17 protein-coding genes and 1 other RNA gene are annotated in these 25,464 nt (G+C 65.8%); 7 read left to right on the top strand and 11 right to left on the bottom strand.

Features of this window, described 5'->3' with window-relative positions; genetic code table 11:
* The first annotated feature begins 50 nt into the window (after positions 1-50).
* From AWB70_RS31955 to moaE, 3 genes are read left to right on the top strand one after another with little or no spacing between them, the layout of a single operon-like run.
* On the top strand, positions 51-1,277 hold the full coding sequence (locus AWB70_RS31955) for a molybdopterin molybdotransferase MoeA (RefSeq protein ID WP_374730268.1): 1,227 nt from the start codon (positions 51-53) through the stop codon (positions 1,275-1,277).
* 4 nt (positions 1,278-1,281) lie between these two features.
* Entirely contained in the window at positions 1,282-1,539 is a 258-nt protein-coding gene (gene moaD / locus AWB70_RS31950; RefSeq protein WP_014191646.1) for a molybdopterin converting factor subunit 1, read from the top strand.
* Positions 1,540-1,542: 3 nt separating this feature from the next.
* On the top strand, positions 1,543-2,016 hold the full coding sequence (moaE, locus tag AWB70_RS31945; RefSeq protein ID WP_053568350.1) for a molybdopterin synthase catalytic subunit MoaE: 474 nt from the start codon (positions 1,543-1,545) through the stop codon (positions 2,014-2,016).
* A 22-nt stretch (positions 2,017-2,038) separates the two neighbouring features.
* On the opposite strand, the gene AWB70_RS31940 is transcribed toward moaE, so the two are convergent.
* Positions 2,039-2,581 (bottom strand): group III truncated hemoglobin, encoded by a 543-nt coding sequence (locus AWB70_RS31940; RefSeq protein ID WP_053568349.1) that lies wholly within the window; start codon positions 2,579-2,581, stop codon positions 2,039-2,041.
* Positions 2,582-2,849: 268 nt separating this feature from the next.
* Here AWB70_RS31940 and AWB70_RS31935 point away from each other — a divergent pair, with 268 nt between their 5' ends.
* Together AWB70_RS31935 and clpB are read left to right on the top strand one after the other, a co-directional pair.
* Positions 2,850-3,344 carry an Rrf2 family transcriptional regulator gene (locus tag AWB70_RS31935; protein WP_014191643.1) on the top strand — a complete coding sequence of 165 codons (495 nt, stop codon included), beginning with the start codon at positions 2,850-2,852 and terminating at the stop codon, positions 3,342-3,344.
* 124 nt (positions 3,345-3,468) lie between these two features.
* Positions 3,469-6,066: an ATP-dependent chaperone ClpB gene (gene clpB, locus AWB70_RS31930; RefSeq protein WP_014191642.1), complete on the top strand. Its 2,598-nt coding sequence runs from the start codon at positions 3,469-3,471 to the stop codon at positions 6,064-6,066.
* Positions 6,067-6,260: 194 nt separating this feature from the next.
* Here clpB and AWB70_RS31925 read toward each other — a convergent pair whose 3' ends face one another.
* From AWB70_RS31925 to trxA, 10 genes are all read right to left on the bottom strand, one after another.
* A complete protein-coding gene (locus AWB70_RS31925) occupies positions 6,261-6,719 on the bottom strand; it encodes a YidB family protein (protein WP_041730468.1) in 459 nt (152 codons plus the stop codon).
* A gap of 150 nt (positions 6,720-6,869) precedes the next feature.
* Entirely contained in the window at positions 6,870-7,451 is a 582-nt protein-coding gene (locus AWB70_RS31920; RefSeq protein WP_014191638.1) for a ComEA family DNA-binding protein, read from the bottom strand.
* Positions 7,452-7,649: 198 nt separating this feature from the next.
* Entirely contained in the window at positions 7,650-9,875 is a 2,226-nt protein-coding gene (gene pbpC / locus AWB70_RS31915) for a penicillin-binding protein 1C (protein ID WP_053568348.1), read from the bottom strand.
* A 4-nt stretch (positions 9,876-9,879) separates the two neighbouring features.
* Positions 9,880-15,885, bottom strand: a complete 6,006-nt coding sequence (locus AWB70_RS31910) for an alpha-2-macroglobulin family protein (protein WP_053568347.1) — start codon at positions 15,883-15,885, stop codon at positions 9,880-9,882.
* Between the two features lie 85 nt (positions 15,886-15,970).
* Positions 15,971-17,332, bottom strand: coding sequence for an MATE family efflux transporter (locus AWB70_RS31905; RefSeq protein ID WP_053568400.1), 1,362 nt, complete (start codon positions 17,330-17,332; stop codon positions 15,971-15,973).
* A gap of 40 nt (positions 17,333-17,372) precedes the next feature.
* Positions 17,373-19,136 (bottom strand): ArnT family glycosyltransferase, encoded by a 1,764-nt coding sequence (locus tag AWB70_RS31900; RefSeq protein WP_053568346.1) that lies wholly within the window; start codon positions 19,134-19,136, stop codon positions 17,373-17,375.
* 250 nt (positions 19,137-19,386) lie between these two features.
* Entirely contained in the window at positions 19,387-19,641 is a 255-nt protein-coding gene (locus tag AWB70_RS31895) for a type B 50S ribosomal protein L31 (protein ID WP_014191633.1), read from the bottom strand.
* Between the two features lie 153 nt (positions 19,642-19,794).
* Positions 19,795-20,622: a M90 family metallopeptidase gene (locus AWB70_RS31890; protein ID WP_053568345.1), complete on the bottom strand. Its 828-nt coding sequence runs from the start codon at positions 20,620-20,622 to the stop codon at positions 19,795-19,797.
* 101 nt (positions 20,623-20,723) lie between these two features.
* On the bottom strand, positions 20,724-21,989 hold the full coding sequence (gene rho, locus AWB70_RS31885) for a transcription termination factor Rho (protein WP_014191631.1): 1,266 nt from the start codon (positions 21,987-21,989) through the stop codon (positions 20,724-20,726).
* Positions 21,990-22,261: 272 nt separating this feature from the next.
* Positions 22,262-22,588, bottom strand: coding sequence for a thioredoxin TrxA (gene trxA, locus AWB70_RS31880; RefSeq protein ID WP_008349330.1), 327 nt, complete (start codon positions 22,586-22,588; stop codon positions 22,262-22,264).
* Positions 22,589-22,920: 332 nt separating this feature from the next.
* Here trxA and ffs point away from each other — a divergent pair.
* Both ffs and dnaX read left to right on the top strand, forming a co-directional pair.
* Positions 22,921-23,019, top strand: an RNA gene (gene ffs, locus AWB70_RS31875) — signal recognition particle sRNA small type.
* Between the two features lie 155 nt (positions 23,020-23,174).
* Positions 23,175-25,433, top strand: a complete 2,259-nt coding sequence (dnaX, locus tag AWB70_RS31870; RefSeq protein WP_053568344.1) for a DNA polymerase III subunit gamma/tau — start codon at positions 23,175-23,177, stop codon at positions 25,431-25,433.
* Positions 25,434-25,464 lie beyond the last annotated feature (31 nt).

Genomic DNA, 25,464 nt, shown 5'->3' with positions numbered 1-25,464 from the left:
TTAAAGCACACTCCATGTCATCCACGCCCGCCGCTTCCAGCCGTCCCCCCATGCTCGCAACGGCCGAAGCGCTTGGCCGTCTGCTCGACGCCGCGCGCCGGGTGGACGGGCGCGAGCGCGTCGATACGCTCGATGCGCTCGATCGCGTGCTCGCCGCCGACGTGACTTCGCCGCTCGACGTCCCGCCGATGCACACCAGTTCGATGGACGGCTACGCGGTGCGCGCCGCCGATCTCGCCGGCGCGACCGATGACGCGAGCGTCGCGTTGCCGGTGTCGCAGCGCATTCCGGCGGGCCATGCGGCCGAGCCGCTCGCGGCAGGCACGGCCGCGCGCATCTTCACGGGCGCGACGGTGCCGCCCGGCGCCGATACGGTCGTGATGCAGGAGATGGCGCAAGTCGCGGACGACGGCCGCGTCGCGTTCGCGCAGACGCCCGCCGCGGGCGAATGGATCACGCGGCAAGGCGCGGACATCCGGCGCGATTCCGTCATCCTGCCCGCGGGCACGCGCCTCACGCCGCAGGCGCTCGGGCTCGCGGCGTCGGTCGGGTGCGCGCAACTCGACGTCGTGCGCAAAGTGCGCGTCGCGATCTTCTTCACCGGCGACGAGCTGCGCATGCCCGGCGAGCCGCTCGAACCCGGCGCGATTTACAACTCCAACCGCTTCACGCTGCGCGCGCTGCTCGCGAAACTCGGCTGCGAAGTGACGGATCTCGGCATCGTGCCGGACCGGCTGGACACGACGCGCGAGACGTTGCGGCGCGCGGCCATCGAGCATGATCTGATTCTGACGTGCGGCGGCGTGTCGGTCGGCGAGGAGGATCACGTGAAGCCCGCGGTCGAAGCCGAAGGCCGCATTTCGATGTGGCAGATCGCGATGAAGCCCGGCAAGCCGCTCGCGTTCGGCGCGGTGCGGCGCGGCGCTTCGGACGGCGAGGCGTATTTCATCGGCCTTCCGGGCAATCCGGTGTCGAGTTTCTGCACGTTTTTGCTGTTCGTGCGGCCGTTTTTGCTGCGTCTCGCGGGCGTCGAGCACGTCGCGCCGCGCGTTCATTCGATGCGCGCCGACTTCAGCCAGAAGAAGGGCGACCGCCGCAACGAATTCCTGCGCGCGCGCGTGAACGAGGCGGGCGGCCTCGATCTCTTCGAGAACCAGAGTTCGGCCGTGCTGACATCGACGGTCTGGGGCGACGGCCTCATCGACAATCCGCCGAATCATGCGATCAGCGACGGCGAAATCGTGCGCTTCATCCCTTTTTCAGAACTGATGCGGTAGAGAAATGAAGATCGATCTAAGATTTTTCGCGAGTGTGCGCGAGGCGCTGGGCGTCGCGAACGAAACGGTCACGGTGCCCGACAGCGTGGTCAACGTCGGCGACGTCCGTGCGTGGCTGCGCGTGCGCGGCGGCGTCTGGGAAGACACGCTCGCCGAGGGCCGCGCGCTGCGCATGGCCTGCAATCATGTGATGACAGGGCCGTCGCAGCGCATCACCGAAGGCTGCGAAGTCGCGTTCTTTCCGCCGGTCACGGGTGGCTGAGCGATGTCGACACATGCCAAGATCCGCGTGCAGGAAGCCGATTTCGACATCGGCGCGGAAGTCGCGGCCCTGCGCGCCGACAATCCGAAAGTGGGCGCGGTCGCGTGCTTCGTCGGCACGGTGCGCGATCTGAACGAGGGCAGCGCCGTCGAGACGATGGAGCTCGAACACTATCCCGGCATGACGGAAAAGTCGCTGGAAGCGATCGCCGACCAGGCGCGCGCGCGCTGGCGCGGCTCGGACGTGCTGATCGTGCATCGTGTGGGAAAGCTGAAGCCGCTCGATCAGATCGTGCTCGTCGCGACCACGGCGATTCATCGCGCGGAGGCGTTCGAATCCTGCGCCTTCGTGATGGATTACCTGAAGACGCAGGCGCCGTTCTGGAAGAAGGAAAAGACGGAGGCCGGCGAGCGCTGGGTCGATGCACGCGAATCCGACGATGCGGCGCTCGCGCGCTGGCAGAACGCGAAGTCCTGAGCGCTCGCCGCTAGGGTTGCCGCTATTGCTCGTCGGCCGATTTGCCGATGAACTTCGCCGGAAACGGCTCGGCGTCCGGCCGTTCGGGAAAGCGCGGCTCGGGCGCGCCGCCCGTGCGCTGGCGCTTGAGCGCCGCGAGCAGGGCCTGCTGCTCGGCGGGAATCTGATAATCCCAGCCGAATTTGCTCAACTGGAGGCTCTGCGCGATGCGCAGCGCGGGCTCCATGAACTGCACGGCGGCGGCGGGCTCGTAGCGCGCTTCCACCGTGTTCAGAAAAAGCGACAGCCAGCGCGCGAAGTGGCGCGGCTCGATATCGTCGATCGGCCGATGCGCTTCCTGCACGTTCCCGCGATATTGCTTCGACCCGAGCACGAGGCTCGACCAGAACGTGGTCATCTTCGCGAGATGCTCGTCCCAGCGGCCCGCGAGCGCGCGGGAGAAGATCGGGCCGAGGAGCGGATCGTCGTCGACCCGGCGGTAGAAGGCGTCGACCAGCGCGCGGACGTTGGTCTCGTTGGGTTCGCGTTCCCGCTCGGCGGTGGCGGGCTGTCGATCTGAGTTCATGGCGAAGCGATCATGCGTTCGGCCGGCGGTTCGAACCGGCAGCCGTGTTTTACTGACGAAAGGCGGCGATATGAAGCACAATGGCGATGACCCGCGCGAGGCTTCCCCTGCAACGGCGGCTGGCGCGCGCCGTATCGGCTCCATTGTGCCAGCCCGCGTACGGATAGTGCGCCGCTTCCGTCTCGAATCCTTCTCGTTGTTCCGCCGTTCGTCGATGCGCCGAGGCGCTTAATTCAATCCCAATCTTCAAACTGAATCGCGCGACACCATGCGACTGACCGACTACACCGATTACGCGCTGCGCGTTTTGCTGTATCTCTCCGTCCGGCCGTCCGGCCTCTCGACGATCCAGGAAATCTCGGACGCCTACGGCATTTCGAAGAATCACCTGATGAAGATCGTCCAGCAACTGGGCGAGCTCGGCTGGGTCGAAACCGTGCGCGGGCGCAACGGCGGGCTGCGGATCGCCGCGCGTACGAACGACCTCACGATCGGCGAGATCGTGCGCAAGACCGAGAGCGATTTTGCGATCGTCGGCTGCTTCGCGGAGCGCGACACCGCGGCGCAACGCTGCGTGATTCAGCCGCATTGCCGCTTGCGCGGCGTGCTCGCCGCCGCGCGCGATGCATTTCTCGCCGAGCTCGACAAGCACACGATCGGCGAGCTCGCGCATCCGGCGAACGAGCTTGCGGCGCTGCTGGGCATCGCCGCCATCGCGCAGGTTCCAGCGGAAGCGCTTGCCGCGGGCGGCGGGCCTTCCTGATCGGCCGGCGACGCCGCGCCCATGATTGTCGAAGATCGAAAAATGCACTAATCGAGCCAAACAACGCTTGAAAGTGATGAAAAGCGCCTCATTTTGATCGTATTCAGAATTGGAGCTTCGAAAAATGAGAATCGACAAACTCACCACCAAATTCCAGGAAGCGCTGTCGGACGCGCAGAGCCTGGCAGTCGGGCACGACAACCAGTACATCGAGCCGGTTCACTTGCTGGCGGCGCTGATCGCGCAGCAGGACGGTTCCGCGCGCTCGCTGCTGTCGCACGCGGGCGTGCAGGTGCAGGCGTTGCAGGCGTCGCTCAACGATGCGATCGCGCGCCTTCCGCAAGTTCAGGGCACCGACGGCAACGTGCAAGTGAGCCGCGAACTCGCGGGCTTGCTCAACGCCGCGGACAAGGAAGCGCAAAAGCTCAACGACACGTACATCGCGAGCGAAATGTTCCTGATCGCCGTCGCCGATGACCGCGGCGAAGCGGGCCGCCTCGGGAAGCAGCACGGCTTGACGCGCAAGGCGCTCGAAGCGGCGATCAACGCCGTGCGCGGCGGCGCGCAGATCGACAGCCAGGACGCCGAAAGCCAGCGCGAAGCGCTCAAGAAGTACACGGTCGATCTGACCGAGCGCGCCCGCGCCGGCAAGCTCGATCCCGTGATCGGCCGCGACGACGAAATCCGCCGCTCGATCCAGATCCTGCAGCGCCGCACGAAGAACAATCCGGTGCTGATCGGCGAGCCGGGCGTCGGCAAGACGGCGATCGTCGAAGGGCTCGCGCAGCGCATCGTCAATGGCGAAGTGCCGGAAACGCTCAAGGGCAAGCGCGTGCTGTCGCTCGACATGGCGGCGCTGCTCGCGGGCGCGAAGTATCGCGGCGAGTTCGAGGAGCGCCTCAAGGCCGTGCTCAACGACATCGCGAAGGACGAGGGCATGACCATCGTCTTCATCGATGAAATCCACACGATGGTCGGCGCGGGCAAGGCCGAAGGCGCGATGGATGCGGGCAACATGCTGAAGCCCGCGCTCTCGCGCGGCGAGCTGCATTGCATCGGCGCGACCACGCTCGACGAATATCGCAAGTACATCGAAAAGGATGCGGCGCTGGAGCGGCGTTTCCAGAAAGTGCTCGTCGACGAACCGTCGGTCGAGGCGACCATCGCGATCCTGCGCGGCTTGCAGGAGAAATACGAGCTGCATCACGGCGTCGAGATCACCGACCCGGCGATCGTCGCGGCGGCGGAACTGTCGCATCGCTATATCACGGACCGCTTTCTGCCGGACAAGGCCATCGATCTGATCGATGAAGCGGCGTCGCGCATCAAGATGGAAATCGATTCGAAGCCCGAAGAGATGGACAAGCTGGACCGCCGTCTCATCCAGTTGAAGATCGAGCGCGAAGCCGTGAAGAAGGAGAAGGACGAAGCGTCGCAGAAGCGTTTGCAGCTCATCGAAGAGGAAATCGAGCGGCTGAATCGCGAATATTCCGATCTCGAGGAAATCTGGACTGCCGAGAAAGCGGCGGTGCAGGGCAGCGCGCAACTGAAGGAAGAAATCGAGAAGGTGCGCGCGGATATCACACGCCTGCAACGCGAAGGCAAGCTGGAGAAGGTTGCCGAGTTGCAGTACGGCAAGCTGCCCGAACTCGAAGCGCGGCTGAAGCAGGTGACGCAGGCCGAGTCGCAGGAGCAGAACAATCCGACGCGGCCGCGCCTGTTGCGTACGCAGGTCGGCGCGGAAGAAATCGCGGAAGTCGTGTCGCGCGCAACCGGCATTCCCGTGTCGCGGATGATGCAGGGCGAGCGCGAAAAGCTGTTGCAGATCGAGAGCAAGCTGCACGAGCGCGTGATCGGTCAGGACGAAGCGATCGGCGCGGTGGCTGACGCGATTCGCCGTTCGCGCGCCGGTCTGTCGGACCCGAACCGGCCGTATGGCTCGTTCCTGTTCCTCGGGCCCACGGGCGTCGGCAAGACGGAGCTGTGCAAGGCGCTGGCCGCGTTCCTGTTCGATTCGGAGGACCATCTCGTTCGCATCGACATGAGCGAATTCATGGAGAAGCACAGCGTCGCGCGGCTGATCGGCGCGCCGCCGGGATACGTCGGTTACGAGGAGGGCGGCTATCTGACGGAAGCGGTGCGCCGCAAGCCGTACAGCGTGATCCTGCTCGATGAAATCGAGAAGGCGCATCCCGATGTCTTCAACGTGCTCCTGCAAGTGCTCGACGATGGCCGCATGACCGATGGCCAGGGCCGCACCGTCGATTTCAAGAACACGGTGATCGTGATGACGTCGAACCTCGGTTCGCAGGTCATCCAGGGCATGATCGGCGAGCCGCAGGAAAGCGTGAAGGACGCCGTCTGGGAGGAAGTGAAGCTGCACTTCCGGCCGGAGTTCCTGAACCGTATCGACGACGTGGTCGTGTTCCATGCGCTCGATCGTTCGAACATCTCGGCGATCGCGAAGATCCAGTTGCAGCGTCTGCATGACCGTCTGGCCAAACTCGACATGGAGTTCGAGGTGTCGGATGCGGCGCTCGAACAGATCGGCAAGGTTGGCTACGACCCGGTGTTCGGCGCGCGGCCGCTGAAGCGCGCGATTCAGCAGGAGATCGAGAATCCGGTCGCCAAGCTGATCCTCGCCGGCCGGTTCGGGCCGAAGGACGTCATTCCGGTCGATGTGCGCGAGGGCAAGTTCGTGTTCGATCGCGTGGTGCATTAAGGCGCGATTCCGCTGTCCGGCAGGTTGGCCGGGCGGCGGTTCGATTGAATAAGGCAACGGAGCGATCCGTTGCCTTTTTTATGCCCGTGACGTGATCCGCAAGCTCGCCGCCCGAAATGCAAAAAGCCCCGCACGGCGAAGCGCCTGCGGGGCTTTCGGGCGATACGGAAGAATCGCCGAAACGGAAAGCGCGCTTAACCTTGCTTCGGCTCTTCGCTCTTGCCGAAGAGACCCGCCAGGCCGCCGAGCGAACCGAGCACGCCGGTCAGGTCGAGTTGGCCTTCGGGCGGCACTTCGCCATTCGGCGTCGCGCGATCGACGATATGCGGCAGCACCGCCGCCAGCATGCCCGAAAGCTGGTCGCCCGAGACGCCGGCCTTCTGCGCGAGCGCACCGACGTTGTCCTGACCGAGCACGTTCGTGAGCGTGTCCGGGCTGATGGGCTTGTTCTCGCCGGTGCCGATCCACGACTGCACGACATCGCCCGCGCCGTGTTGCTGGAAGCGCTGGATCAGACCCATGATGCCGCCCGGCTGGCTATTGATGTACTGGAGCGCCATGCCGATCAGTGCGGCCTGGCCGGACTGAGCAGGTTGTCCGCCTTGTTGCGACGAATTGCCGAGGGTGGATGCGAGGATATCGAGTAGGCTCATGGCGGTCTCACTACGAAAGGTTACGGGGTAGGTTCGCTTGGCGCCGCCTAATCCGGATGCAGGACGCGGCGGCGTGGGCATGGGCCGCGAGCGGCCGTTCGACGATGGTCCTACGAAGGCAGTTTTCCTTCGACAAGGTTCCCCGAAGAATCACTGACTGGCGGCCGCGGCGCTGGCTGCCTTGTCCTTCTTGCTGCGCTTCGATTTGGCGGGTTTCGCCTCGCTCGCGGCCGCCGGGGCGGATGCATTCGCCGTGGTCGCGGCCGCGCTTTCCTTCTTCGATTTCTTCGATGCCTTAGCCCCCGATGCAGCCGCGGCAGGCGCCGTGGCCGGCGTCTGCGCCGTCGTGGCCGCGGGCGAGGTCGCGGCGGTGGCCGCTGTCGACGACTTCACCGTCGAGTTCGGCGCGGCGCTGCCGCCTTGCGTCGTCGTCGCGGGCTTCGCTGTCTTGCCTGTCGGCGGCAGCGACGAGCCGCCTATCGTCAGGCCATTTTGCTCCAGCGTCGCAACGGACTTGGTGCCCAGACCCTTGACGCGGGTCGCGAGGTCGTCGGCGTCCTTGAACGGGCCGTTCTTCGTGCGCTCGTCGACGATCGCCTTGGATTTCACCGGCCCCAGGCCCTTGACGGATTCAAGCGCGGCCTGATCGGCGGTGTTGACATCGACCGCGGCAAACGCGGCGCCGATCGAAACCATGAACGCTAAGCACAGCATCAGCAGCTTTTTCAGCATGACGGCACTCCAAGCATAAAAGATAGGATAGGTCGATAAGTTCGGGCCGATCGAGAAAGTTGCCGTTAAGCATAGGGCAAAAAACGTCCCGAACGATGACGGTCCGCATTGTGCACGACCCCTTCGCGTGCGCCGCGCTTTCCGCACAATCTTTAACGTTGCATAACACGAAGCGGATGACGGCGGACGTTTCGCGGATCAGCGTGACGCGGCCGTTTTGGCGAACGCGCCGCGAACCTCGAAGCCGACTTTATCGACGACTTCGCCCTTCGCATCGACCAGTTCGAGCACGTGACGCCCCGGCCACGGCAACCATGAGGCGCGGGCGTCGTGGCCGTAAGACTTGCCGTCGAGCCGCCACGCAAGGCGCGCGCCGCTCCCGGCGCGCTCGAACCACACGCGTTGCCGTGCCGGCGGAATATCCGGGTCGAGCGCGAAGATCGTGCCGTTCGTCGGTTCGCCGATGCGCGCGGCGGCAGCATCGGTCATACCGGCCGCGTTGCTCTTTGCGCCGCGCGCGGCCTGCGCCGCATTGGCCGTGAGACCGATCTCGCTCATCTGCGTGCCGCGCACGAACCATTCGCCGCGCGCCGGTTCGATGTCGTTCTGATACGTGACGCGTGTCGCGATCACGCCCGCCGGGGCGCGCGGCGCGCTGCTATCCGATCGCCGGTTCAGATAGTTGACGATGGCATTCCACGCCGGCGCCGCGCCCGTCACGCCGGAAACGTCCCACATCGGCGCGCCGTCCGCATTGCCGACCCACACGCCCACGGTGTAGCGCGAAGTGAAACCGACCGCCCAGTTGTCGCGCATGTCCTTGCTGGTGCCGGTTTTCACGGCGCTGAACGTGCGCGTGGCGAGCACGCTGTCGAAGCCGAAGGTGCGCGTGCGTGCGTTGTTGTCGGCGAGGATGTCGGTGACGATGAAACTCGCCTCCGCACTGAACACGCGCGTGCCGCCGTCCGCCGCCGGACGATGGTCCGCGAGATCGAAGACGGGACGCGCGAGCCCGCCGTTCGCGAGCGTGCGATAGGCGTTGGCGAGCGTCGCCAGCGTGACGTCGGCGCTGCCGAGCGCGAGGCTGAAGCCGTAGTAATCGCCCGCTTTCGTCAGCGGCAGGCCGAGCGCGACGAGCGTCTTCGCGAAACGATGCGGCGTGACCATCACGAGCGTGCGTACCGCCGGCACGTTCAGCGACGAGCCCAGCGCCGTGCGCACGCTCACCCAGCCCTTGAAGTCGTGATCGTAGTTCTGCGGAATGTAGAGGCCGCCGCCGGTCGCGAGATCGAGCGGCGCGTCGTCGAGCAGGGTGGCGGCGGTGACGCGCTTTTCGTCGATCGCCTGCGCGTAGAGGAAGGGCTTGAGCGTCGAGCCGGCCTGACGCGCGGCGAGCACGGCATCGACTTGCGGCGCGTTCGACAACCCGCCCGCCGAGCCGACCCACGCGAGCACGTCGCCCGACCGGTTGTCGATCACGATGGCCGCTGCGTCGTGCACGTTGCGCGGATGCGCGCGCGCATTCAGTTCGGCGAGCGTGCGCGCGAGCGTGTCGCGCGTAAAGCGCTGCAAGCGCGCATCGACCGTGGAGCGCACGCGCGCGCCCGCCGCCGGATGCGCTTCGCTTGCGATACGCCGCGCAAGATGCGGCGCGAGCGCGTCATCGCCTTGTGCCGTGGCGGGTGTGGATGCCGTGCGCGTGAGCGCGAGCTGCACGTAGCTGCTCAGGTTGACGCACGGATCGCCGCCGCGCGCGCCGTGCAGCGCCTGCATGTCGTGCAGGATCGCGCAGGCGCGCGCGGCGACTTTCGGATACGGCGCGTTCGGCGCGCGCACCAGCGCGGCGGCGAGCGCGGCCTCGCGTTCGTCGAGACCGGAAGGCGCCTTGCCGAAGAGCGTCTGCGAGAGCGCCGACAATCCGACGATCTCGCCGCGAAACGGCACGAGGTTCAGATACGCTTCGAGAATCTGATCCTTGCGCCAGCTTCGTTCGAGCCACAGCGCGCCGATCGTCTGCTGCGCTTTTTCTCCGATCGAGCGGCGTCCCGCCGGCTTGCCTTCGCTGTCGATGAGTCCGGTGAGCTGCATCGTCACCGTGGACGCGCCGCGCGTGCGCGTGTTCCACAGATTGCCCCATGCGGCGGCGGCCGCGCCGCGCCAGTCGACGCCCGCGTGCTCGTAAAAGCGCTTGTCCTCCGACACGACGATCGCCTCGCGCAACGCCGGCGACACGTCCGCGAGCGCGATCCAGTCGCCGCGCCGCGCGCTCGCGTCGATGCGCGTGCGCGCGAGCGTCTCGCCGTCGCGGGCGAGCAGCACCCAGTCGGAGCTGCGCCATGCCGCGCGCACGTCGTCGAAACCCGGCGACGCGTGCGCGCCTATCGACACGATGCACGCGATGAAGGCGAGGGCGGCGCGCTTCATCGCTTCACTTCGCCGCGAGCGGTTTGACGACCACCGGCGCATTGGGCAGCGCGCCGAACGTCGAAGGCGCATAGAGCGCTTCGACGCGCGTCGGCGGCAGGCCGAACGTACCGGGATTGTTCAGACGCATCGTGTATTCGACCTGAAGCTTGCCCTTCGGCAGATAGCCGTAATACGCGCGATAGCCGTCGAAACCGCGCTCGACGAAAGCGGGCCATGCATCGCGATCCCGTTTTTCGCCCTGCGTGGCGGCTTCCGAGTCGCGCCCGAGGCCGGAGCCGAGAATCGTCGCGCCGGCGGGAATCGGATCGTTCACGACGACCCAGGTCATGTCGCTTTGCGCGTCGATGTCGAGATGCACGCGCACGATGTCGCCGCGCGAGAGCACGCCTTTCGCGGCGGGATCGACGGGCGTGAGCGTCTTCGCGATGCGATAACCCGCCGCGAACGGCGCCTTCAGCGCAACGGCCGCGAGGCTTTCGATCGTCGCCCACGGCTTGCCCGTGCCGTCTTGCGTGAGCGTGAGCGAGCCGGCCGACCAGGGTAGCAACACGCTGCGCACGTTCGCGGTCTTCGTCGCGGGCGTGGCCGAGGCGGGCGCTGCCGACGCGGGCGCTGCCGCTGCGCTCCAGTTCACGTTTTGCGACGACGCGCCCAGCTGGATCGACGTATGGCCCGTCACCGGCGTGCTCTCGAACAGGCTGGAGAAGCGGCCGACCGCGAGCGCGCCCCACAGGTTGGCGGTCGTCGTCTGCCATGCGCCGTTTTTTTGCAGCGCGAGCAGTCCTGCGACGAGGCGCGGCATCTCGTCCTTCCAGCCCGGCGACTGCGCGAAAACGAGCGCGGTGCGCGCGGCGTTGGTCTCGGGGCCGGTCATGAGCCACCAGAGATCGTCGTCGCGTTCGGTCGAGAAGGTGAGACGCGTGCCCTGATAAGTCAGCCGCGCGCGGATGATCTGCTCGGCCTGCGCGCGCTTTTCGTCGCGACCGGCGATCCCGTCCACGCGCGACAGGATCGCGTAGTAGTCGAGCACCGCCGAGGTTGGCCATTGATCCGGCGCGACCGTGATCGAGCCGAGCATGCGCGGCTGCGCGAGACCGTAGCGCGACAACGCTTCGATTGCCGCGAGCTTTTCGTAGTCGAGATCGTTACGCGGCGTCCAGACCTTGCGCTCGATCTTGCCATCGACGAAATTCGCGAGACCCGCCGCCATCTGGTTGCGCAGATCGTCGGGCAGGGCGAAGCGGCGATCCTGCTTCGCGGCTTCATCGCTGACGGCGAGCAGATAGGCGGTGAGCGTCGGGCTGCCGGTCGGGCGTTCGTCGTCGGCGGGCGGGAAGTAGTTCGCGAGGCCGTCGCGGTCCAGATAGGACGGCATCTTCGCGAGCACGCCTTGCCATTGCGCGGCATCCATCAATCCCAGCGCGCGCGACGTCTGCTGCTCCAGGCAACTGTACGGATAGCGCTCGAACCAGCGGCGCACGCCGGGCAAGCCGTCCGCGAGCTTCGGCTGCAAGGACACGGCGATGCCGCCGCGCACCGCGCCGTCGCCCGACCTGTCCGCGTCGGCGGGCGGCGCGACGGGCAGCGCGAGCGTGCCGTCGACTTGCGTGATGGTCGCCTGCTGCACGGTGACGGGAATGGCCGCGACGACTTTTTGCGTCAGCTTCACGGCGTCGCTCGCCTTCGGTCCGGCCTGTTCGGATGCGCTCACGTTCCAGTCGAGACTCGCGGTATCGCGCGCGCCGAGCACGTCGGGCGTCTTCACGTCCCAGGCCACTTCCTGCGACGATTCCGGCGCGAGCTCGACCGTGCGCGCATCGAGCGCGAGCGCTCCCGCGTGCGGCGTGACGACGACGCGCATCGTGCGGGCCGTCGTATTGCGCAGCGTGAACTGCGCGCGGAACGCATCGCCGACGCGCACGAGCGGCGGCAATCCCGAAATCAGTTGCAAGTCCTGCGTGCTTTGAATCGATGCGCTGCCGGTGCCGAACCGCCCCGCGCCGACCGCCGCGACCGCGACGATGCGAAAGCGCGTGAGCGCGTCGTTCAGCGGCACATCGACGGCGGCTTCGCCGTTCGAATCGAGCGTCACGCGCGGATTCCACAGAAGCAGGGTGTCGAAGAGTTCGCGCGTCGCGCTGTGTCCGCCGCCGCCGCCCGCGGGCACGGCCTTGCGCCCGAAATGCCGCCGCCCGACGATCTCCATCTGCGCGGTCGCGGTTTCGACGCCGTACGCGCGCTGCTGCAACATCGCGTCGAGCACGTCCCAGCTTGCGTTGGGCATGAGTTCGAGCAGCGCTTCATCGACCGCCGCGACGGCGATTTGCGTGCCGGCGGGCGCGGGCTTGCCGTCCGGCAGCGCGACTTTGACCTTCACATGCGCGCGGGTTCGCACCGTGTATGACTTCGCGTCCGGGCTCACGCTTACTGCGAGCTTGTGCGCGGCCGCGCCGACCTTGATCGACGCGAGCCCATAACGGAACGCGGGCTTCGACAGATCGACGAGCGGCGTGGGCGCCTGATACTGACGGCCTTCGTACCAGAACGCGCGCGCCCATTCGACGGGCGCCTTCCAGCCCCACGTGAAGAACGAATACCACGGCACTTCGCGAATACGCCCGCGCAGCGCGAGCACCGACACGTAGACGTTCGGCCCCCACGTCTCCTCGACCTTGAGTTCGACGGTCGGGTCCTTGCCGTTCAGTTCGACGACGCGCGTCTCGATGATGCCCTCGCGCTCGACCGCGACGAGCGCCGTCGCCGAACGGAAGGGCATGCGCACCTGGAAGCGCGCGGTTTCGCCGGGTTCGTAGCTGGTTTTTTCGGGCAGCACGTCGATGCGGTCGGTGTTCTCGCCGCCGAACCACAATTCTTCCTCGCGCGTGACCCATACCGATGTGCTCGCGTTGGCCGCGCGGCCGTCGCCGTCTTTCGCGACTGCGATCAGATCGACGTTGCCGGGCTCTTTCAGTTTCGCGTCGCACGAGACGATGCCGTGGTCGTCGCTCTTGCCGCTGCACAGCGTGCCGAGATCCTTGATTTCGGTGTGGTTGTCGTACGCGTAAAAGCCGCCGACCATGCGCTTTCTCGAACTCGACATCACCCGCGCCACCGCCTTGATCTCCACCGCAACACCCGCGCGCGGCTTGCCCGCCAGATCGAGCGCGATGGCCTGCACCGGCAGCGCGCCCCCGACCGACACCCAGTGTCCCGCCTTCACGCCGACCGCCACCGCGGCGGGCCAGAGCGTCGCGCCGCCGCTGATCGTCTGAATTTCGCCGTTCGGGTCGGCGAAGCTCGCCTCCAGCGCGAGCCGCTTCGGCGATTCGACCGCCGGCAGCGGCTTCACCGTGACCTTGCCCGCGCCGTCGCGATCGAGCGTGACGCGCAGCTTGTCGGCGATCAGCTTGGCCGTCGCGTTGTCCTGCGCTTCGCTGTCGTCGTCCTCGGCGGGTGCGCTCGCGCCGTCGTCCGCGGGTTTCCGATAGGGCGCGAAGCTGAACGCCTCGTACTGCGAAGCGAAGGGCGGCGGCACGTCGCGCACGAGCGCGGAGACCTGCACGGGCAGATTCGATGCCGGTCCGCCTTGCACGTATTCGAGCCGCACCGCGACCGGCGCTTCCTGTGCCGCGACCAGACCGGGCGATGCGCCGTCGCCCGCCGTGATCGAGCCTTTGAAGACGGGCAAGCGGAATTCCTCGACGCGGAAGCTGCCCGATTCGTACGACTGCGTGATGGCGTTGTCGTTGTCTTCGTCGTCGCTATTCGCGCTGCCGTTGTCCAGCGTTACGCTGTATTCGCCGAGCTTCGCGGCGGGCGGCACGGTGAAGGTGGAATCGGCGCTGTGATCCGCGGCCCATTTGAGCGGCAGATGCCATGTTTGTCCGCTGCCGACGTGGCGGATCGTCACGCGCGTCGGATTGTTCGGCGCGAACGCGAAACCGTTCAGCGTTTCGACGCGCAACAGATGTTTCATCGACACCGTTTCGCCGGCGCGCAGGAGCGTGCGGTCGAACACGGTATGCGCGCGCGTGGTGCGCGTCGCGCTCATGTCGGTCGGGACGTGAAAGCGCCACGATTCGATGCCGCGATTCCAGTCCGACATCGCGAACGCCATGTCCGGCCCGCTGACCGGATCGCTCACGCGCGCCGACACGAAGAAACCGCCCCACGCGAGGCTGCGCTCGTTGCATTCGCGCACGGCGGCGAGCGGCTTGCCGATTTTCGCGATGCCTTGCGCATCGGTCTTGGCGGTCGCGATCTCGTCGCCGTTGCAATCGGTCACGCGCACTTGCGCATTCGCGACGGGCTTGCCCTTGTCAAGCGTGGTGACCCACACGAGGCTGTTTTCGCGTCCCTGCTTGAAATGCACGCCGAGGTTCGTGACGAGCACCGACGTGCGCACGTACATCGCCTGATTCTTGCCGATGAGCGATGCGCCGAGCGTGGGCGAACGCATTTCGACGACGTAAAAGCCCGGCTTGCCGAATGGAATGCCGACGACTTCGAAGGGCCGCAGCGCTTTCGGATCGGCGGCGGGCAGGGTGAGCGTTTCGACGCCGCGTTGCTTCGCCAGCATCGAGAGCGACCGGATATCGATTTGCGGGTCTTTCGACACGCTGCCGTCGCTGTTCGGGATGACGACCGGCTCGATGCCGTTGTTCAGCATGCCGGGCATGCGTTCTTCGATCGACGAGCGCGACATCGAGATGCCGTCGAACGTATCGACGGCGCGCATCCAGTGGCGGATATCCGCGTCGGCGTCGAGCTTGAGTTGCGTGATCTGCGACGTGCCGGCATTCAACCCCTGCACGTGCAGGTCCGCTTCGACATGACGCAGCGTCACCGGAAGCATCGCGGGCATGCCGGGCTCGGCGAATCGCTCGATGATGCCGAACGTGCCCGACGAAAACTTCGCGAGCGGCGGCATCGCGGCGGTCGCGGTTTTGAGCGGGAAGAGATCGGCGTTCGCGAGCGCGCGGCCGCTCACGTCCTTCAGGTTCGCGGGCGCTTCGATGGTGAGATCGGCGCGCTCGGGCAGCGGCGCGGCGAACTCGATGGCGCTCACTTCCGCGTCTTTGTCGCTTTCGTCGAAACGAGGTGACGCGTTGCCCTTCGGCCCGCGCAGCACGAACTTCTGGGCGTCGGCGCGGCTGATCGGCGCGCTGAAATTGAGCCGCAGCGGACGCAACGGCGTGCACGGCGCTTTCGCGTTCTCCCGCTCGCACGAGAAGCTCGCCGTGAAGGGCTCGCGCACCGTGAAGTCGAAGCGCTTCTCGACGTCGTTGGCGATGCCGCTTGGCCCCGTCACGCCCGCGCCGTACACGAACTGCATCTTCGTCGCGGAAGGCAGCGTTTGCTGGCACGCGAGCGTGAGCACGCGGTCGCTTTCCTTGTCGAGCCGGAAATGTTTGAGTAGGGCGGCGCGCGACGTGTCGTCGACCGTGCGCACCGGAATGCGGTTGCCGAGCGCGCTCGACTCGCACCAGACATGCTGAAGCACGGAAGCCTGCGTTGCCGGTCCGTTCAGGCGCAGCACGAAGGTCTGATTTTCTTCGACGTCGCCATAGCTCGGCATGATGCGCGTGACGAACGGCCCGCCCGTCTGAAACGCGAAATGGCGCGGGCCGGAAAGCGCATTGCCCGCGACGGATTTGAGGCTATCCGCGAGATCGAGCGCGCAGCGCACGCCGGGCGGCAGATCGTGTTCGAAGTCGAAGGCCCAGGTTTTCGCGTCGATCCAGCGGCCCGAGCCTGCCAGCGCCGCCGCGCTCGCGCCGCTACAGGCGACCTTGCCGGGCGCGGCGGCCGACGCGCTGCCGAAGGCGATCATCGGTTCGTCGAATTTGGCGACGACCTGCCGCACTTGCGCGACCTTGCCCTGTGGCGACACGGTCGCGATGCGCGCGGCATCGGCCCGATGCATCGCGACGCCCGCCCCGAGCGCGGCGATCAGCGTGGTTGCGGCCAGGATCCATTTTTTTTGTTGCGTGATAACGCGGCTCATCCACTCGCTCCGAGTTTTTCCTCGACGGGAAATTCTACTGGAGCCTTACGTCAATCTTTACGTTGAGACGCTTTTCCACGAGCGCTCAGTCGGCATCGACCCGCGACACGCGCCGCGCGCTCACGCGCCGCCAGTAAACGAAGAGGCCGATGCCCGCGATGCCGAGGCTCGCCGAATTGGCGATCCAGAAGCCGCGCGCGCCCTGCAGCCATTCGGGCACGCCGCCGCCCACGTCGAAGCCGAGCAGATAGCCGCCGCCGAGCCCGATGCCCCACAGCGCGACAGCGTAGATGACCGTCGGCACGACTGTCACCTTGTACGCGCGCAGGATGAACGCGACGGTGATCTGCAGGGCGTCGCCGAGGTGATAGAAGAAGATGATGAGCACGAGCGGCATCGCGGCGGCGATCACATGCGCGTCGGGCGTGTAGGCGGCGATGACATGGGGGCGCGCGGCGAGCAGGATCACGCCGTACACGAGCGCGAGCACGCACGCCATGCCGATGCCATGACGCCCGATCGAGCGCGCGTCGTCGAAGCGCCCCGCGCCGAGCGCCTGCGACACGAGCGTCGTCGATGCGATGCCGATCGACAGCGGCGTCATGTACAGCACCGCGCCGAGATTGCCGGCGATCTGATGGCCGGCGAGCGTGGTCGTGCCGAAGCGCGAAATGAAGAGCGCCATGAACGTGTACGACGTCACTTCGATGAGATACGAGAGGCCCATCGGAATGCCGAGGCGCAAGAGTGCGAACTGCCGCCGCCAGACCGGCCAGCAAAAGCGCGAGAAGATGCCGAACGGGCGGAAGAATTCGACCTTGAAGAGCACTGTCATGCCGACCATCGCCAGCACCCAGTTGATGAGCGTGCTCGCGAGCGCGCAGCCGGGGCCGCCGAGCGCCGGCACGCCCGCGCCGCCGAAGATGAACCAGGTGTTGAGCGGAAACTTGAGCAGGAGGCCGCCGACTTGCAGGAACATCACGAGCCGCGGTTTGCCGACCGCGTTCGTGAGCGAACTGTAGACGCGAAACGCGAGGCTCGCGGGCAGGCCGAACGACAGGATGCGCAGATAGTCGACGGTGCGCTCGTGCAGCGCGGGCGGCGTTTTCGCGAGCGAGAGAATCGGCTCGGGAAAGTAGAGCAGCACGAAGCCGACGACCGTGAGCGCGGCGGCGAGCCACAGCGCCTGCCGCGTTTCCTCGCCGATTTCGCTTTCGCGGCCCGCGCCGAAAAGCTGCCCGGCGATGGGCTGCAACGCGACGAGGATGCCCGTCAGCCCGATATACACCGAGATGTAGACGGAGCCGCCCAAGCCGAGCGCCGCGAGATCGGTGGCGGAGAAGCGGCCGACCATCGCGGTGTCGATGACGCCGAACGCGATCACCGCCAACTGACCGATCAGAACCGGCCACGCGAGCGCGGCGATCTTGCGCACGTCGCTCAGCATGCCGGTTGCGCTGACGGAGTGGGGGATCGCGCGCATTGCCTTACTGTGCCCGGCGCAGGCTCTTCGGACGCAGCGGTTTCTTTGCCGGCGGCGTCGGCCGCTCGATGCGCACGTAGAGGCGGAAGCGCTCGTCGCGGTCGGCCACGCGCCGGCCTTCCCAGACGAGCTTCCACTGGAACGCCGACATCGACGACGGCTCGCCATAGTCCGCCGGATCCTGGCGCAGGATCACGTCGCAGTCTTCGTCGAACGCGAAATGCATGCCGCCAAAATAGGCGAAGGTCGCGATCTGCGCGTCGCCCAGGCGCACGGGCGAGATGCAGGTGTAGTCGGGCGGCAGGTGCCCGGCGATCTGCTCCGCCACGTCGCGATAGGTCCGGCTGTAGTTCACCACCGGCAGCCACAGCGTCATGAGCAGCACCCACATGAGCGTGGTGCCCGCGCTCGACAGCACGACGCTGCGCCACAGCACCTTCGGATGTCGCGCGAGACGCCAGCGCGCGAGCATGAACCAGCAGGCGGTCACGGCCACCGCGCAGACGAAGGAAAGCAGCTTGAATTCGGGATGGAAGCCCGGCGCGAGACGTGCGAGATTGCGCGCCATCGGCGCGGGAAAACCGAACATGCCTGCGGTCCAGACAAGCCACACCAACGAGCCGATGATGGTGAAGCTCAGCATGGCGAACCAGTCGATCGCGTTGATCGCGCCGCGCTTCAGCGTGGGCAGCGCAAAGGTCGCGAGCACCGAGAGCGGCGGCAGGAGCAGCATGAAGAGCCGGTTGGTTTCGTGCGCCTGCAAGACGACGAGCACGAGCAGCGGCCCGATGATCGACAGCGGTACGCCCACGTGCGGCGAGCGGCGCAGCCCGCCCCAACTGACAAAGGCCCACAACGCGAGCGGCCACGCGGGCCAGGTGAAAAGCGGCAGGTTCTTGATCGCGTACGCGAAGATGGTGCCGGGCGTGCCGGAGAAGAACGAGAAACTGTTGCGCCACCATTGGCGCAGCCACCATTCGCCGTCTTCGGGGAAGTAGTGCAGCGTCGGCAGCACCCACGCGGCGATCAGCAGGATCGCGACCGGCAGGCCGAAGATCAGGAGCGGGGCGGCGCGCACCTGCTTCACGATGATCGTCATCGCGAGCGTGCAGAGCAGGAGCGCGAACACGAGCACGGGCGAGCTCGACAAGCCGACCACGCCGATCGCCACGCCCCACACGAGACCGCCGTGGATCGGCTTGTCGAGGCTGCGCACGAGGCCGTAGATGAGCATCGCGGTGCCGGCGAATTGCGCGAGTTGCGGCGTGGTTTCGTGGCCGCGCTCGGCGAGTCCGAAACACGCGAGCAGGATGAGCAGCGCGCCGTCGGCGAGCGTGCGGCCGTAGTCGCGCGGCTCCGGCTCGCCGCCGAAGGCGTATTTGAATGGCTGGGCTTCGTCGCGCCGGCCGAGCAGGTAGGTGGAGTACCAGACGAACGCGCACGCGAGACAGAAGAGCAGACCCGTGACCACGCGCGACGCATTGCTCGCGTCGACCCACGGGCTCAGCAGGCGGATGGCCGATGCGCCGAGCCAGTACATCAGCGGGCCGTCGGCTGTGGGCGCCTTGCCGACGAGATTCGGCAGGAGCCAGTCGCGCGCGTCGCCATTGGCCATCGTCCACATGACGCCGAAGCCCGCCGCATCTTCGTTCTTCCACGGATCGCGGCCGAACAGGCCGAACGAGGCGTAGGTAATACAGATGGCGAGCAGCAGCCAGCGCGGCAGGGCGCTGGTGGCGGAGGCGGTCAGACGAACGACAGATCGCATGCGGGCAGGCTTGATTGAATGAGGGTCCGCTTATCGGGCGCAAGGCGCGGGCGGAACCGGGGCAACCGGCATTGTAGTCGCGCGGCGGCATTGAAGGCGGATCGGCGCTGCGCGCCGTGGCCGGACGCAACAGCGTTTCACCGATGCAGCAAAGGCGGTGCCGATGCGCGCCGCTGGCGAGACGAAAAGCAATCGGCGACAAAAAAGGGCAGCCAAAGCTGCCCTTTCTTTCTGAAGCCCGAAGTCCCGCTTACTTCTTGGTGGAGAAGCGCGCGAACTTGTTGTTGAACTTCTCGACGCGGCCGGCCGTGTCCATGATCTTCTGCTGGCCGGTGTAGAACGGGTGCGATTCCGACGACACTTCGATCTTCGCGAGCGGGTAGGTCTTGCCGTTGAATTCGGCGGTTTCGCGCGTCTGGATGGTCGAACGCGTCACGAACCTGAAGTCGTTCGACATATCGACGAACAGAACTTCGCGGTAATCCGGGTGAATGCCTTGTTTCATGGTCTTTCCTGGTATCTGGCGGTAGCCAACCCGCTGCGCTGCCGATCGATGAATGTCGATTCGATGGCGCGAGTCACTTGCCTAGGGTCGAAAAACGGCGATTATGCCAGAAAATCAGTTGCTTGACATCTTTTTTGAACACCACGGCTCAGGTTATGCCGACAGCGCGCCGACGCCCGCCGGGTCTTGCCGGTAATAGCGCGCGAGCAGCCGGTAAAGCTCCGGATAGTCCGCCTCGAACGCCTGCGGCGTCACGAAAAGCGCCTCGCTGCACACCGCGAAAAATTCCGACGGATGATCCGCCGCGTAAGGGTCGATCAGCGATTCGCGCTCGAAGCGGTTCCAGCGGCGCTCGGGCACGGCGTCCACGCGCGCGCAGAACTGGTCGTAGGCGTTGTCGAAAACATCCGCCCAGGCGGTCGAATCGAGCGGCGCGTGCCAGCGGCGATAGAGCGGCGGATGGCCGTCGGCGATGCCCGTCACCATGTCGATCTTGTGCGCGAACTCATGGATCACGACGTTGTAGGCCTCCGCGCCGTCCGACATCTGCGCATCTTCCCACGACAGCACGACCGGACCGCCTTCCCACGCCTCGCCGCTCGCATCGTGCTCGACTTCGTGCACGACGCCGTCTTCGTCCTCGACCGTCTTGCGGATCACGAATTCGCCGGGATACACGATCACGCCGACCCATCCGCGATACAGGTCGAGATCGAGATTGAGCACGGGCAGACAGGCTTGAGCGGCGATGGCAACCATCATCTGATCGGTCAGTTCGAGATCGTGCGCGGTCGAGAATTCCTTTTGCGCGATGAAAAGGCTCGCACTCTCGCGCAGGCGCGCCAGATCCTGCGCGTTCAGATGGCCGAAGCACGGATACGCGTCGAGCGTGCGCTGCCAGAGCGCGTCCTCAATGGCGTATTTGCGCAGCGCGCGCTCGCGGCGTTGCGCGCCAAACCAGCGAGTGAAAAGATTGGCCATGCGTCGAACCGGAAGACTGGAACAGTTGCGGATTGTACGCACCGGCCAAATAAAAAACCGCCTGACGAAAGCAGGCGGTTTCTCTCGGCGCGAAGGCGGAATCAGCCGCCGCCGCGACGCATCATGTCGAAGAACTCGGCGTTGTTCTTCGTCTGACGGATCTTGTCGAGCAGGAATTCCATGGCTTCGACTTCGTCCATGTCGTGGATGAACTTGCGCAGCACCCAGACCTTTTGCAGCAGGTCCGGCTTGATGAGCAGTTCTTCGCGGCGCGTGCCCGACTTGTTCAGGTTGATCGACGGGTAGACGCGCTTTTCCGCGAGACGGCGTTCGAGGTGCACTTCCATGTTGCCGGTGCCCTTGAACTCTTCGTAGATCACGTCGTCCATGCGGCTGCCGGTTTCGATTAGCGCAGTGCCGATGATCGTCAGCGAGCCGCCTTCCTCGATGTTGCGAGCCGCGCCGAAGAAGCGCTTCGGACGCTGCAGCGCGTTGGCGTCGACACCGCCCGTCAGCACCTTGCCCGACGCGGGCACGACCGTGTTGTAGGCGCGCGCGAGACGCGTGATGGAGTCGAGCAGAATCACGACGTCGTGCTTCATTTCGACGAGACGCTTCGCCTTTTCGATGACCATCTCGGCCACCTGCACGTGACGCGCGGCGGGTTCGTCGAAGGTCGACGCGATGACTTCGCCCTTCACCGAGCGCTGCATTTCCGTCACTTCTTCCGGGCGCTCGTCGATGAGCAGCACGAACAGGATGACGTCCGGATGGTTCGCCTTCACCGCGTGCGCGATGTGCTGCAGCATCACGGTCTTACCCGACTTCGGCGATGCGACGAGCAGGCCGCGCTGGCCCTTGCCGATCGGCGAGATCATGTCGATGATCCGGCCCGTCACGTTTTCCTCGCCGCGCATTTCGCGTTCGAGCGGCAAAGGCTTGTTCGGATGCAGCGGCGTGAGGTTCTCGAACATGATCTTGTGTTTCGAGGCCTCGGGCGGCTGCCCGTTGACTTTGTCGACCTTCACGAGCGCGAAATAACGCTCGCCGTCTTTCGGCGTGCGCACTTCGCCTTCGATCGTGTCGCCGGTATGCAGATTGAAGCGGCGAATTTGCGACGGGCTGATATAGATATCGTCCGTGCTCGCGAGATACGAAGTCTCGGGCGAGCGCAGGAAACCGAAGCCATCGGGCAGCACTTCGAGCGTGCCGTCGCCGAAAATCGTGTCGCCCGCTTTGGCGCGCTTTTTAAGAATCGCGAACATGAGTTCCTGCTTACGCAGGCGGTTCGCATTTTCGATCTCGAGGCCATTGGCCATCTCGATCAGTGCAGACACGTGCTGAGACTTGAGCTCGGATAAATGCATACGGATTTCCCGCCAGGGAGAGAGGTGCGACGAAAAGATTGGGGAGAAGAGGTGAGCGGAACCGCTCTAGACTTAATACTGCTAGTTAATACTTCTTGAACGCTTATGATTCTAGCATAGCACACGCCATACGGGCCTCGGGTGGGCTTTGGGCGGGGCTTTTCGGCCGATGTTGTCACGCGACAACATCGGCTGCATCGTTGTGCGCGTGAATTGCGCCGTGGATGCCGCAGGCAAACGCCGGGAGATGCCGGCGTGTGCCTTCGATGCCGTTACAGGTTGCTGTCGAGGAACGCGGTGAGTTGCGACTTCGACAATGCGCCGACCTTCTGCGCGGCCACGGCGCCGTTCTTGAAGAGGATCAGCGTGGGAATGCCGCGCACGCCGAACTTCACCGGCGTCGACTGATGCTCGTCAACGTTGATCTTCGCGATCTGCAGGCGATCGCCGTAATCCTTCGCGACTTCGTCGAGGATCGGGGCAATCATCTTGCACGGACCGCACCACTCGGCCCAGAAGTCGAGCAGGACAGGTTTATCCGACTTGACGACATCTTGTTCGAAAGAAGCGTCGCTGATGTGCTTGATTGATTCGCTCATTGTCTGAATACCTCTATTGATTCGAGGCCCGCGTTTGAATGCTCGCCACGATACACCAAAACTGGAAAAAGATTCTCGTCGCCAACGGGCAGTTTCAGGCCCGCTCGCCGTGCGCCAAAACTTAGCCACGCGGCGGCGAATGACGCGCGCAAGGGCAAAATGCACCACTTCCGCACAATTCAAATGCCATCTTAGCCTACTTTACTATCCGTTGCCGGGTGCTGATAGGGCGAATCTGAGGGCGGAAAACCGAAGCACAAGAGGGCATGTCGAACCGGCGCGATGAGCCGACGCCTTCCGGCATCACGTGACCCCGTGGTATGATTCGACGTGACGGGCCTCCTCGCATGGCGGCGCGGTCAACCTGGTCAGGTCGGGAACGAAGCAGCCACAGCCGTTTTCCACCAGTGCCGAGGGTCGGGCTCGTCACCTTCCGCTTTTCTCTGTCGTTCTTCTGTCTCGTTTCTCCCCTCGTTTTAATGGTATGCGCGCCCTACGGCGTGCGGCGCTCACGTGCGTCCAGTCGCGGCCGTTGGCCCCGCCGGGGCAGCCTTTGCGCGAGGTCGTTACTGATACAATTTCGCGCATGACCTATCAAGTTCTCGCACGCAAATGGCGGCCGAAATCGTTCGAGTCGCTCGTCGGCCAGGAGCACGTCGTTCGTGCGCTTACGCACGCGCTCGACGGCGGCCGCCTGCATCACGCCTATCTGTTCACGGGCACGCGCGGCGTCGGCAAGACGACGCTCTCGCGCATCTTCGCGAAAGCGCTCAATTGCGAAACCGGCGTGACCTCGAAGCCGTGCGGCGTGTGCCGTGCGTGCCGGGAAATCGATGAAGGCCGCTTCGTCGATTACGTCGAGATGGATGCGGCGAGCAATCGCGGCGTCGACGAAATGGCCGCGCTGCTCGAACGCGCCGTGTACGCACCGGTCGATGCGCGCTTCAAGGTCTATATGATCGACGAAGTGCACATGCTCACGAATCACGCCTTCAACGCCATGCTGAAGACGCTCGAAGAGCCGCCGCCGCATGTGAAGTTCATTCTCGCAACGACCGATCCGCAGAAAATTCCCGTCACCGTGCTCTCGCGCTGCCTGCAGTTCAATCTGAAGCAGATGCCGGCGGGGCACATCGTGTCGCATCTGGAGAACATTCTCCAGGAAGAGCAGATCACGTTCGAGTCGCAGGCGCTGCGCCTGTTGTCGCGCGCGGCGGACGGCAGCATGCGCGACGCGCTGTCGCTCACGGATCAGGCCATCGCGTATTCGGCCAACCAGGTCACCGAGGAAGCCGTGCGCGGCATGCTCGGCGCGCTCGATCAAAGCTATCTGATTCGCCTCGTCGATGCGCTCGCCGCAAGCGACGGCGCGCTCGTGCTCGCGATCGCCGACGAAATGGCGCTGCGCAGCCTGTCTTTCTCGACGGCGCTGCAGGATCTCGCGAGCCTGCTGCATCGCATCGCGTGGGGGCAGTTCGCGCCGTCGTCGGTGCTGGACGAATGGCCGGAAGCCACGGACATCCGCCGCTTTGCAGACACGTTGTCCGCCGAGCAGGTTCAGCTTTTCTATCAGATCGCTACCGTCGGGCGCAGCGAACTCGGTCTTGCGCCGGACGAATACGCCGGCTTCACGATGACGCTCTTGCGCATGCTCGCGTTCGAGCCCGCGGGCGGGCCGGGCGGCGGCGGTATCGCGGTGAGCGCGCCTTCGGCGGCAAAGCCCGTGGCGCGAAGCGCGGCGCTCGCCGGTGCGATGGCCGAACGCGCGGTCGCGCCCGCGCCGGTCGCAAAAGCGCCTTCGGTGGAAAGTGTCGTCGTGAAGGCGGAAACGGCGCCGCCGGCCGAAATCGCCGTCGCGCCTGCCGAAGCCATCGAGAGCATCGAAAGCATCGAGCCGAAAGCGATCGAACCCGTGCCCGCGAAGCCCGCGCCGGTGCCGGAAGCAGTGCGACAGGCCGTCGAAGAAGCCGCGCCTGCCGCAGCGTCGCGCGCTCCCGAGCCCGAGGCCGCCGCATCGCGCGCGGGCGGCGGCGCGAGCGCGGCGCTCGAAGTGCTGCGCAGCGCGGGCATGCGTCTTTCGTCCGATCGCGGTGCGCGTGGCGCATCGACTGCGCCGGCGGCTGCGCCCACCGCGCCGAAACCGGCCGCGAAGCCCGCGGTGCAGGTTCAGGTTCCGACGCCCAAGCGCGCGGCGACCGCACCCGAACGCAAGGCCGCAGCCAGCGAGGCGAACAAGGCGCGCGTCGTCCCGCCGTGGGAGGACATGCCGCCCGACGACTATCCGCCGGCGGGATCGGCAGACGAATACTTCATGCCGCCGGACGACGGCTTCGTGCCCGCTTTCGACAGCGGTCCCGACGACATGCGGTTCAATGCCGAGCCGGCGGCGAAGCCCGCGCCCGTCATCGACATGACGCCGCTGCCGCCCGCCGTGCCGCTCGATGCGCTCGGCGTGAGCGTCGAATGGCCCGCGCTCGCGGTCGATCTGCCGCTCAAGGGCGTTGCCCATCAGCTCGCGTTCAATAGCGAACTCACCGCCTGCGACGCGAGCTCCGTCACGCTCGCCGTGGCCGTTCAGATGTACACCGACGCCTCGCACGTCGCGAAGCTCAAGGCCGCGCTCGCCGACAAGCTCGGGCGCGCGATCGAAGTCAACGTCAATGTCGCGCCCGCGCGCCGCACCGCCGCCGCGCTCGATGCGGCGGACCGCGCCCGCCGCCAGCAGGAGGCCGAGCAGGAGATCAGGCAGGACCCGTTCGTGCAATCGCTGATCCGCGACTTTGGCGCGAGCATCGTGCAGGGCTCGATCAAGCCGATTGCCGCATCGGGCGCGAGTCCGTCTTGAATCGATGCGCGAAAAACGCCGCGCTAGCCAA

It is taken from the genome of Caballeronia cordobensis, from assembly GCF_001544575.2.
In the GTDB taxonomy this organism is placed as follows: domain Bacteria; phylum Pseudomonadota; class Gammaproteobacteria; order Burkholderiales; family Burkholderiaceae; genus Caballeronia; species Caballeronia cordobensis.
The sequence above is the reverse complement of the archived record's forward strand: the minus strand, read 5'-3'. Positions and strand labels throughout refer to the sequence as shown.